General features: G+C 39.7%; 10 protein-coding genes and 1 pseudogene. 6 read left to right on the top strand and 5 right to left on the bottom strand.

What is annotated here, in order from left to right:
• The first annotated feature begins 142 nt into the window (after positions 1 to 142).
• The 5 genes from B2Y23_RS03980 (at position 143) to htpG (ending at position 5,997) form a co-directional block, all read left to right on the top strand.
• On the top strand, positions 143 to 1,012 hold the full coding sequence (locus tag B2Y23_RS03980; RefSeq protein ID WP_291369149.1) for an alpha/beta fold hydrolase: 870 nt from the start codon (positions 143 to 145) through the stop codon (positions 1,010 to 1,012).
• Positions 1,013 to 1,143: 131 nt separating this feature from the next.
• Entirely contained in the window at positions 1,144 to 2,511 is a 1,368-nt protein-coding gene (locus tag B2Y23_RS03975) for a Na+/H+ antiporter family protein (protein ID WP_291369147.1), read from the top strand.
• 302 nt (positions 2,512 to 2,813) lie between these two features.
• Positions 2,814 to 3,473, top strand: coding sequence for an OmpW/AlkL family protein (locus tag B2Y23_RS03970; RefSeq protein ID WP_291369145.1), 660 nt, complete (start codon positions 2,814 to 2,816; stop codon positions 3,471 to 3,473).
• A 166-nt stretch (positions 3,474 to 3,639) separates the two neighbouring features.
• Positions 3,640 to 3,984: a lysozyme inhibitor LprI family protein gene (locus B2Y23_RS03965; protein WP_291369143.1), complete on the top strand. Its 345-nt coding sequence runs from the start codon at positions 3,640 to 3,642 to the stop codon at positions 3,982 to 3,984.
• A 93-nt stretch (positions 3,985 to 4,077) separates the two neighbouring features.
• On the top strand, positions 4,078 to 5,997 hold the full coding sequence (htpG, locus tag B2Y23_RS03960; protein WP_291369142.1) for a molecular chaperone HtpG: 1,920 nt from the start codon (positions 4,078 to 4,080) through the stop codon (positions 5,995 to 5,997).
• A 96-nt stretch (positions 5,998 to 6,093) separates the two neighbouring features.
• Here htpG and B2Y23_RS03955 read toward each other — a convergent pair.
• From B2Y23_RS03955 to B2Y23_RS03935, 5 genes and pseudogenes are all read right to left on the bottom strand, one after another.
• A pseudogene (locus B2Y23_RS03955) lies at positions 6,094 to 7,095 on the bottom strand (hypothetical protein); the annotation flags it as partial.
• A 226-nt stretch (positions 7,096 to 7,321) separates the two neighbouring features.
• Complete coding sequence (locus tag B2Y23_RS03950) at positions 7,322 to 8,806, bottom strand: hypothetical protein (protein ID WP_291369138.1); 1,485 nt, start codon at positions 8,804 to 8,806, stop codon at positions 7,322 to 7,324.
• A 15-nt stretch (positions 8,807 to 8,821) separates the two neighbouring features.
• Entirely contained in the window at positions 8,822 to 9,001 is a 180-nt protein-coding gene (locus B2Y23_RS03945) for a hypothetical protein (RefSeq protein ID WP_291354867.1), read from the bottom strand.
• 347 nt (positions 9,002 to 9,348) lie between these two features.
• On the bottom strand, positions 9,349 to 9,534 hold the full coding sequence (locus tag B2Y23_RS03940; RefSeq protein ID WP_291369136.1) for a hypothetical protein: 186 nt from the start codon (positions 9,532 to 9,534) through the stop codon (positions 9,349 to 9,351).
• A 243-nt stretch (positions 9,535 to 9,777) separates the two neighbouring features.
• The gene (locus B2Y23_RS03935) at positions 9,778 to 9,969 is read right to left on the bottom strand and encodes a hypothetical protein (RefSeq protein WP_291369158.1); all 192 of its coding nucleotides are present in this window, start codon (positions 9,967 to 9,969) and stop codon (positions 9,778 to 9,780) included.
• 265 nt (positions 9,970 to 10,234) lie between these two features.
• Here B2Y23_RS03935 and B2Y23_RS03930 point away from each other — a divergent pair, with 265 nt between their 5' ends.
• A complete protein-coding gene (locus B2Y23_RS03930) occupies positions 10,235 to 10,435 on the top strand; it encodes a dodecin family protein (protein ID WP_291369134.1) in 201 nt (66 codons plus the stop codon).
• The last annotated feature ends 65 nt before the right edge of the window (positions 10,436 to 10,500 follow it).

Below are 10,500 nucleotides of genomic sequence, written 5' to 3'. Positions count from 1 at the left end.
TGTAGTTTTTTTAAAAGGCTCATTTTGGTCAATTGTTTTTTTACGGCTTCAGAACATACTAAAACAGAACGAAAAGGGCTGCATTGATCAGATTACCTAGATTCTGCAATAAATAGTCAATAAAAGAATAGGATAAAAATATATGCAAGCACAAACACAATGGGTTGCTACCTCAGATCAGCAGCGTCTTCATGTCAAAACATGGGGCAGTGAAGCCAAACCGGCTTTAGTGCTGGTGCATGGTTATCCTGATAATCAGGAAGTTTGGGAGCCTATTATCCAGCAGTTGATGCAAGATTTTTATATTGTCACGTATGATGTTCGAGGGGCAGGGAAATCATCCATTCCAAAACACATTCGTGATTATCGCCTGCAACAGTTGTCTTTGGATCTGGAAAGTGTGGTCAATGCCGTATTAGAAAACCGTCCTTTTCATTTGGCAGCGCATGACTGGGGCTCAATCCAGTCCTGGGAATCGGTAACTGAGCCGAAGTTTAGGGATCGGATTTTATCCTATAGCACTATTTCTGGTCCCTGTCTGGATCATGCCGCTTTCTGGATGAGACAGCAATTTAAGCATCAGAAGGGCAAATTTTTTAAACAAGCCAGCAAATCCTGGTACATAGCAGCTTTTCACTTGCCTGTACTGGCCCCGTTTATCTGGCAGTTTTTTACCCCGGAAAAATGGGACAAAGTGCTGCAAAAGCTTGAACACCGCAAAGACTTGCCTTTCAATCCGCATATTGCTTCAGATGGAAAGCATGGTATCGGGTTGTACCGTGCCAACTTCATTCCACGTTTAACCCAACCACGCCAGCGTTTTGCTGTTTGTCCGGTGCAGGCGATTGTGCTGAAACAGGATAATTTTGTCAGTCCTGAACTGATAGATGAAATGCCGAAATGGGCAGAAAATTTTCAGCGTGTAGAGGTCGATGGCAATCACTGGGCAATATTGAGCCAAGCGGAGTTGGTCGCAAAATATATCAAAACATTTGCTTTGAAAAATGATTAAACTCATCTGAATTATTATAAATATTAATTAAAATCAATAATATTTAACTTTTTAATCGAGCCGATTTATTTACAGTTTCAAAATAGTGAATCTGCTAAAATATCGGCTTTTCATCTTCCCCTCAATTGATTATGTTCGCAATTCTTGCCGCTATCGGAGTCATGTTCGGACTCTCATTAGCTCGTGTGCCTGTGGTATTTGCATTGGTGATCGGTGCGGTTACCGGTGGCTTATTGGCCGGTTTAGGCCTACAGGGAACTTTAGATGCATTTAATAATGGTTTAGGTGGCGGCGCTAAAATTGCCTTGGCCTATGGCATTTTGGGTGCATTTGCGCTGGCTTTGGCGCGCTCGGGTTTGCCTGATTTATTGGCTTATAAACTCGTTGCCACCTTAAAAGGCGATGCGAATGTTCAATCGCAAAATAAAGTTAAATATTTAATTTACTTTACTATTGTGGCTGCTGCGGTATCTTCGCAAAACCTGATTCCTGTTCATATTGCTTTTATTCCGGTTTTGATTCCACCTTTGTTAAGTGTGTTTAATCATTTAAATTTAGACCGCCGTGCTGTGGCCTGCTTATTAACCTTCGGTTTATGTGCTACCTATATGCTGGTTCCGGTCGGATTTGGTGCGATTTTCCTGAACGATATCTTAGGGCAAAACATCAATACTTTCGGTAAGCCATACGGTTTTGAAATTAGCTACGATCAAATTCCAGCTGCCATGGCAATTCCGGTTTTTGGCATGTTTGTGGGCCTCTTGATTGCGGTGTTCTATAGCTATCGTAAGCCACGCATGTATAAAGATATTCAGCTTCAAGCAAGTCATCATAGTATTGCAGGTGATGTGGTTACCGATGCTAATGCCAAGCCACAAATCGCAAAATTCACCTTATTTATGGCCGCTTTTGCAGTCATTGCAACCCTAGCGGTACAGCTTTATTCGGATTCAATGATCCTTGCCGGTTTGGTAGGCGTGGCGATTTTAAGCTGCGCGGGTATTTTCAAGTGGAAAGAAGCGGATGATGTAATTATTACCGGTATGCGCATGATGGCACTGGTCGGTTTTATCATGATTGCCGCACAAGGTTTTGCTTCCGTGATTGAAGCAACCAATCAGGTTCCTGCTTTGGTTAATGCATCTATTGAGTGGATCGGTGACAGTAAAGCTCTGGCTGCCTTTTTAATGTTATTGGTCGGTTTGCTGATTACTTTAGGAATTGGTTCATCATTCTCTACGGTGCCGATTTTAGCCATTATCTATGTGCCTTTGTGTATTCAATTCGGTTTTAGCCCAGCCGCAACAATTGCCATTATTGGTACCGCAGCAGCCTTGGGCGATGCCGGTTCTCCAGCTTCCGATTCAACTTTAGGGCCAACATCAGGTTTAAATATGGACGGACAACATGACCATATGAAAGACAGTGTGGTTCCTACATTTATCCATTTTAATATTCCTTTAATGATATTTGGATGGATTGCTGCAATGGTACTTTAATTGAATTTTTAATTCATTTTATTGCCAATTTTTAAATATGTATTTAAAATAAATATTATCAAATAATTAATATAATAAAACCAAGTAATATACTTGGAATATAATCATTAATCTGATTAACTTGGTTGGTATTTAAAACCAACTGGGTTGGTCTGATTAAAATAAATAATTAATATTATCAATAGCTTAAAAATGAATAAAATTTTAAATAATTAATGCCTATTGCATATTAATAATATGCATGTTTATTATTAATTAATGTTTAAAAACTATTGTTATTATTCTTCCAAGGGGTTTTAAAAATGTTAAAACAAGTTGCTCTTATTACATTATTGGGGATGTCTGCTTCTGCGATGGCGGGTCAGTGGCAAGTGAAATTGGGCGCTTCGGCTTTGGCACCACAAAATGATGACAACGGTACATTAAATGTTCCTGTCGGTGGTGTGGTAACTCCATTAAAAGCAGAAGTAAGTAATGAAGTTAATTTCACTCCATCTGTTGAATATTTCTTTAATAATTCACCAGTTTCAGTAGAGTTATTGCTTGCATTGCCTTTTGAACATGATGTCAACATTGGCCCAATTGAAAATGCAGCATCTTTCAAGCATTTACCACCTACAATCACAGCCAAATATAATTTTAAGAACTCTACCCGTTTCACACCTTACATTGGTGTAGGCGCAACTGTAGTTGTACCTTGGGATGAAGAATTATCTCCAGCAACTAAAGCTGCAACTGGTGCGGAAACCCTAGACGCGGATGTGGCATATGGTGTTGCTGGTCAAGTCGGCTTTAACTTCCAGCCTGCTGATGCGAAAAACTGGGGTGTGTTTGTAGATGCACGTTATGCAGACGTGAAAACTGAATTAACAGCAAAAACTGCTGATGGTACTCAAGTAAGCTTAGGTGACCTTGAAGTAAATCCTTGGGTTTACACGATTGGTTATAGCTACAAATTCTAAAACTAAAATAAAAAATCAGCGCTCAGATCCCTATCTCTGATGGGGATCTTTTTTTACTCTTTCATTCACAATAAATCACATAAATTGAGCAATTTAATCCTATTTAATTATGGGAAATGCATTTAAGTTGTAATCCTACAATAAGCCAAAAAGAGCAATAAAAATCATGAAATTATTAACTATATCTACGATGGTCTTTATTAGTCTTTTGAGTGGATCAGGTTATGCCGCAAGTTTTAATTGTGATAAAGCACAAACTCAAACTGAACATGCCATTTGCGAGTATCGCGCGGTAAATGATGCCGATGTAAAAATGGCCACCACCTATAATATTATTAAACGTTTGGTGCCTATGGGAACACGCGGTGTGATTCAGGATGAGCAAGTCAAATGGTTACAGCTGCGTGATCAATGTGGCAATTCAAGCCGCTGTTTAATCGAAGTCTATAAAATGCGCCAGCAAAAGCTCGATCTGCATATGGATCGTGTTTATAAACAAGGGCCTTTTTAAGAAAAATTTATCTGCCCCTATTGAAAATTCTTTAACTCACTCCATTCATTAAGCATCCAATAAAAACCGTTTAATGAATTTAAGGAGTGACTGATGAGCGAACAAAGCGCACAAAAACATAGTTTCCAGGCTGAAGTAGCACAGCTATTGCATTTAGTGACGCATTCTCTCTACTCAAACCCTGAAATTTTTCTGCGAGAACTGATCTCAAACGCTTCAGATGCTTGCGACAAACTTCGTTTTGAAGGGATTAACCATCCTGAATACTATGAAAATGATCCTGACCTGCATGTACGTGTCAGCCTGGATAAAGACAATAAGACCCTCACCATTTCAGATAACGGAATTGGTTTAACTCAACAAGAAGCAATTGATAACCTGGGCACGATTGCCAAATCAGGCACCAAAGACTTTATGTCTAAACTGTCTGGGGATCAAAAAGCCGATGCGCAATTGATTGGCCAGTTTGGTGTCGGTTTCTATTCAGGCTTTATTGTGGCGGAAAAAATTACCGTAGAATCCCGTCATGCAGCGGCCGATGTTGCCGAGGGTGTACGCTGGATCAGTAACGGCACAGGTGATTTCGAGGTTGAACAGATCAATAAGGCTTCACGTGGAACAGATATTATTCTGCATTTGCGTGACAATGCACTTGAGTATTTAGAGTCTTATAAAGTTAAGCAGATTATCAATAAATATTCCGATCACATTAGCCTGCCAATTGAAATGCAAAAAGAAATCTGGCAGCAGGAAGAGGCGGCTGAAGGGGAAGAAGCTAAGCCAGGTCAGATGGTGAAAACTGATGAATGGGAAGCGATTAACTCGGCCAGTGCACTTTGGACCCGCAATAAAAACGAGATCACTGACGAGCAATATACCGAATTCTATAAGAATCTCAGCCATGATTTTTATGCACCTTTGGCCTGGACGCATAACCGTGTAGAAGGCAGTACTGAATACACACAATTGCTCTATATTCCAAGCAAAGCTGCCAGCAACCTCTTTACCCGTGAAGCCAAAGCCGGCATTAAGCTGTATGTAAAACGTGTGTTTATTATGGATGAGGCAGATAACCTGATTCCAAACTACTTACGTTTTGTGCAGGGGGTGGTAGACAGTGCCGATTTGCCATTAAACGTGAGTCGTGAACTGCTGCAAGAAAGCCGTGATGTGAAAACCATTCGCGAAGGTAATGCGCGCCGTGTGCTGACTATGCTGGATAGTCTGGCGAAGTCTGAAGATGAAAAAGACCAGGAAAAATTCAAAACGTTCTATGCTGAATTTGGTTCAGTAATTAAGGAAGGTTTGGGTGAAGACTTCGGTAATCGTGAGCGTATCTTAAAATTATTACGCTTCTCGACCTCTACCAATGATGAAGTTGCTACTTCATTGGCAGATTACAAAGCACGCATGAAAGAAGGGCAAAAAGCCATTTATTATGTGACTGCGGAAAGTCTCAGTGCTGCAAAAAATTCACCGCAACTGGAGCTGTTCAAGAAAAAAGGCATTGAAGTGCTGTTAATGGCGGATCGTGTGGATGAATGGGCGATGGAATTCATTCATGAATTCGACGGAACGCCAATGCAAAATGTGTCTAAGGGTGCAGTAGACCTGGGTGATTTGCAGGATGCTGAGGAGAAGAAGGCGCTAGAAGCAGCGGCTGAACAGTTTAAGCCTGTCGTGGATAAGCTTTCAGATGCACTTAAAGCCAAAACCCAACAGGTGCGGGTCACTACGCGACTGGTCGATTCACCTGCATGTTTGGTGACAGGCGAAGGTGAGCTGTCTCCACAATTGATTCGCATGTTGAAACAGGCGGGTCAGGCGGTTCCTGAAAGTAAACCAATTTTAGAAATTAACCCGGAGCATCCGTTAGTGAAAAAGCTGGAAGGTTCGAACCAGTTTGATGACTTGGCCAATGTAATTTTTGACCAGGCCGTGATTGCTGAAGGTGGTTTGCCGGATGATCCTGCGGAATATGTAAAACGTATAAACAGTTTGTTGCTGAAATAGACCTTTTTCTTGTGAAGCAAAAAAACCTCCTTCGGGAGGTTTTTTTATTGCAGCGAAATAGGATGAGGTATAACTCAAATTTTTATATGGGCTAGCTTAGAACAATGCTTCCATACGCAGCGATACACCCAGAAAATGGCTGCGATCTTCACGATGGTCATTGAGGTAGTTTAAATCGCCCTGTAGAAAAAACCATTCGCGCACGAAAGGTTGTCGCCATGAAACATAGGGTCCCCAACTGTTCAGGCGTAGGTCATTATTATTATAAAAACCACCGGTATATAGACCGTAGGCAAAACGGTTATTGTGGAAAAACTGGTGTTGTCTAAACAGATAATTGTCCCAGGTTAGATCGTCATCTTGCTGGTCTGCATAGGTCAGGCTGAATTGATCGGATAAAAAGGCCTGATTTTGTCGTGCATGGGTGAGTTCCAGATTGGTTCTCAGGTAATTTTCACTATCTATCCCGTAACGGTAAATTTGCTCGGCATAAAATCTGAAATCATTTTCCAGTTGCCAATCCCGAGAAGCTTTTAGCCTTAAATAAATATCATCCCCTGAACGTACCCCTAAATCCACGTCAGTCTCAAAAGGAAGGCGCTTGGAAAAATCAGACCAGCGCAAGGCCAAAGAACTGTTGCTTTCTCGCGTTCGTTCGCGGTCGAGGGCTTTGTCCTGAGTGCTTGCCGGATTTTCATCAGTAATAGCGACATTATTTTTCAGTTCATTATCTAAAGAATCATCACCAAAGATTAGGCTGACTTTACGTTCTAGGGTTGGAAGTTTAATTTTCCCGCGCAGACGTGGCCGAATTTCATAGTTATCATGTTTATTCCAGCTGTTATCAATAATCAGACGCAAGCTTGCTGAAGCAGGATCATTGGGATCAGGTTTCCCAAACCAATTATCAATTTTATGAGAGGTACGTCCTGTCCAGTTGCGGATTTCATGTTGTTTACGGTCGACCCAGCTTTGCTTTTCAGTGGCTTGCAGCGGAGGAACAATCACTTTATCCGACTGTTGCGGTAGGAATGTCGGGATGGCATCAATCCAGCTTGGAATCTGGTAAAGCAAATTAAAATCTGTTTCTGTTTCTGTTTCTGTTTCTGTTTCTGTTGCGGTATATTTTTGTTGATCAGCCCCGGTTTCAGTTGAGTTTGACCAGCTGACAGTCGACATGAGTCCAGAGATCAACACACATAACAGGGGTCTTATTAGAGATAATTGTTTTTGCCGCATATCCGTGATCTTATATTATCTGATGATAACTAGTCTGATAAAAAAACACCCTAAAAAGCAATAGTTTGCTACAAAAAATAAAAACTTAATCTGAAATATGTTTTTGAATCTCTTTATATAATTCCCGGCAATCAATCGGAGACTTGAATTGGCTAATTATCATCTGAATCATTTGCCAGCTGATGCCATGGTGACGTTCTAACAGGAAATAAGGATAAGCCGATTCAGTCGGTGAAAGGGCTAAACGTTTTTGTCCATGAATAAGCCGTATTTTTTGCCGTTCTTTAAGTAAAAGCAGCGGTGTTTTAATATCAGCGGCACTTTCATCAAATTGAATGATTTTTTGGGTTTGAATCAGTTGTGCAGGAATAAAGGGCATATAGTTTTCATCAGCCCAGATACAAACGGCCTTATGGGTATAGACATCAAATAGAGATTCCATCTGGCTAAAGTGATCCATCCAGTCTATCCAGCAAATCTTTTTCATTGCAGCTAGGGCATGCTGGTTAGCAGCGTTGAATAACTGCATGAATTGCATAGCCTGCATCTGGTTTTCTGCACCTAGTAATGCCAAATATTTAATGAAATGACCTTGCTGATTAATCTGTTCTGCCAGGTAAATAGGTTGATGCTGCCAGTTCTCGATGCCTGCACCATGTAGCAATAAATCGATATATTGATCAATTTCCGGAAGGTCGGGAATCGCTAAACGATAGAGCTGTTGTAGTGATGCATCTTCGTTATGTAGCGATTGAATATGAGCTACATATTGATTGAGTTGCAGCATCTCTGGAGTATTTTTGATAATAGGGGGCTGATCTGCACTGTTTTCTACATTGGCTTGGTCGAAAGCTGAAGTCGTAATAGACAGATCAGGCTCTGTAGCTATAGCAGACTGTTCTTGAGACCCCTCAGACGTCTGACTTTGCTGCATAGAGATATCTGTTGCTGGCGAATTCTGAACAGAACACACCTCAGCTATGGATGAATCAATAGAATTGAATTCTTTATTTTGAGCAATGGTTTCAAGCGTATCATCAGATGTAGCTAGACTTTTCTCGATTAAAGTTTTCGCTATATTTTGTGCAATCAGATCTTGTATTTGTCTGATTTCCTGATCCGTTTTTAGGCAGCCATAGTTCTGCTGTTGTTGTAGCATCCAGTGATAGGCATCATCCAAATCACCCCATCCGCTAATCAAGGCCATACGATTTGGTGCAGGAATTAACCAGATTTGCCAACCTTCTTGAGGATCATACAAAATTGCCCAACCAGAATCCGGATATTGATAAAGAGCTGATTTTAGAAATTTATCTTGCTGAAATGCACCGCGAAAAGAGAGTTGAAACAAGCTTTGAGCAGCGAAATCTCGAACAGCTTTTTCAGGTTGGGTGTGGAATTTAAATTTAAAAATCTGTTTTTTAAAAATGGGTTCATCGCATAAAGCAAAAATTTCTTTTACCCGGGCTTTTGACCGGGCAATTTCAAAGAAGGATAAGGAACGTTGTTCCAATCCATCGAGGAGTTGATGTAATTCTTTAATCAGCTTGGCTTTTTCTAAGACATTCATGCGCTGACCTTCCTTCTAGAGATGCTTTTGGGCTTTTTCTAGATAACTTGCCAATACGATATTGATCGCAAGTTCAAGTAATTTATATTCTGCAGACGTGGGCTGAGAGTAATGTTCTGCAAGTACGATCAATTTATCAATTTTGACCGTTTGCGGAGGAATCTTGCCTTGGATTAGCGCTTGAAGTTCTTGCATAGGCACACTTTTTTATAAATTGAATTATTTATTTAATTCTTTTGATTATATGTATTTAGCAAAAAAAAGCATGAAAAAAAATGTCAGTTTTTGAGCATTTATAGACATAATTCGCAAAAAATGTAAATTTTAAATAAAAAATGAACAATTTTTTAGGAGGAAGACGAGGAAATGCTGTGATCAGGTTTTAGCTTTTCTGTCATTTTTATCATAAAAGGATGAAATGACAAATCGAACTCGGTGTTGTGCTTGAGCATAAGCTTGAAAAATAAACTGCTGATTGATTAACATAAAAAAACCAGACCAAGCGAACCAGGTCTGATTTTTTTATTGACTGTTAGAGTCGATTAGGCAGCTGTTTTAGAAACAGTCACACTCTCAACTACAGCTTCAGCAGCAGGTGCTTTTTGTTCAGCATTCAAGCTTGCAGCCGCTTTTTTAACAGGAAAATCTGGAATATATACAATTTGAGCAGAAACATGGGCAGAGCAAGCCACCACAGCAATAGCCACAAGAGATTTAATCACGTTCATCATCATTTTCCTTTAGTGAAAGGATATCTGGGTCATTAAAAAATCAACCAGACAAGGAGAGAAATAAAAAATAAATTTCATGTGAATGATATCAAGAAGTGATCAATTAAAGTAAGCTTTGGGAGGCAAAAAAAGATGAACGGTGAGTTTAAAATATTATATAAATCATATATTTAGAGTTTTTGCTCTAAGACAGACTGCCAGTTAGCAATCTGTCTTAACTGCTTTGAAAATATATAAAAATTATCCTGCATGGTATTTATTCTGGTATTTTTTTTCGTAAACTTTTCCAGCGACACCTCCAATAAGGGCACCACTAAACGTACCAAAAACGGGTAATACACTACCAGCCACTGCGCCAATCAGGACTCCTTTTAGGGTAGGTGATAAAGGAGATTTTGTAGATGTACTTTGTTCAGGGCGAGTATCCACCATAGGATCTTGTGTTTCAGTATTCATATTTACCTCTATAAATTTCATGATTAGGAACTCATATATTCCGTATATTAGCCTAGCGAATTGCACATTTAATTGTGTCCTAGCCTTGTATAGATAAGTTGTATTTTGTAAGGACTTCAAAGCAAATATGGGTATTGTGACCCAGCTGTAAGTTTTTGCGCTGTAATGTTAAAACTCACTTTTTTGTTTAGAAAATATCCTATGATCGGAACTCAAAATAATAAACCCTGAGGTGAAAACAATGGCTATCGCAAAAGTAGTTGAGGTTAATTCAAGCAGTAATAAAAGTTTTGAGGATGCTATTCAAACTGGAATAGAAAAAGTCACCGAAACCGTTAAAAATGTACAGGGTGCATGGATTAACGAACAAAAAGTGGTGATTAAGGACAACAAAATTACAGAATATCGGGTGAATTTAAAAATTAGCTTCTTGGTTGACTAAATTACATAGAGAAATAAATTTTAAGATAAAAAAATCCCCAACATCTGGGGATTTTTATTGCCTTT

The organism is Acinetobacter sp. UBA5934 (assembly GCF_002430855.1).
Classification (GTDB): Bacteria; Pseudomonadota; Gammaproteobacteria; order Pseudomonadales; family Moraxellaceae; genus Acinetobacter.
This window is presented reverse-complemented; position numbering and strand designations above follow the sequence as displayed.

Excerpts from the sequence above, each read along its gene's own strand:
- B2Y23_RS03935 (WP_291369158.1), bottom strand. The coding sequence starts at position 9,969 with ATGGTGGATACTCGCCCTGAACAAAGTACATCTACAAAATCTCCTTTA.
- B2Y23_RS03945 (WP_291354867.1), bottom strand. The coding sequence starts at position 9,001 with ATGCAAGAACTTCAAGCGCTAATCCAAGGCAAGATTCCTCCGCAAACG.
- B2Y23_RS03980 (WP_291369149.1), top strand. The coding sequence starts at position 143 with ATGCAAGCACAAACACAATGGGTTGCTACCTCAGATCAGCAGCGTCTT.
- B2Y23_RS03940 (WP_291369136.1), bottom strand. The coding sequence starts at position 9,534 with ATGAACGTGATTAAATCTCTTGTGGCTATTGCTGTGGTGGCTTGCTCT.
- B2Y23_RS03975 (WP_291369147.1), top strand. The coding sequence starts at position 1,144 with ATGTTCGCAATTCTTGCCGCTATCGGAGTCATGTTCGGACTCTCATTA.
- B2Y23_RS03930 (WP_291369134.1), top strand. The coding sequence starts at position 10,235 with ATGGCTATCGCAAAAGTAGTTGAGGTTAATTCAAGCAGTAATAAAAGT.
- B2Y23_RS03970 (WP_291369145.1), top strand. The coding sequence starts at position 2,814 with ATGTTAAAACAAGTTGCTCTTATTACATTATTGGGGATGTCTGCTTCT.
- B2Y23_RS03950 (WP_291369138.1), bottom strand. The coding sequence starts at position 8,806 with ATGAATGTCTTAGAAAAAGCCAAGCTGATTAAAGAATTACATCAACTC.
- htpG (WP_291369142.1), top strand. The coding sequence starts at position 4,078 with ATGAGCGAACAAAGCGCACAAAAACATAGTTTCCAGGCTGAAGTAGCA.
- B2Y23_RS03965 (WP_291369143.1), top strand. The coding sequence starts at position 3,640 with ATGAAATTATTAACTATATCTACGATGGTCTTTATTAGTCTTTTGAGT.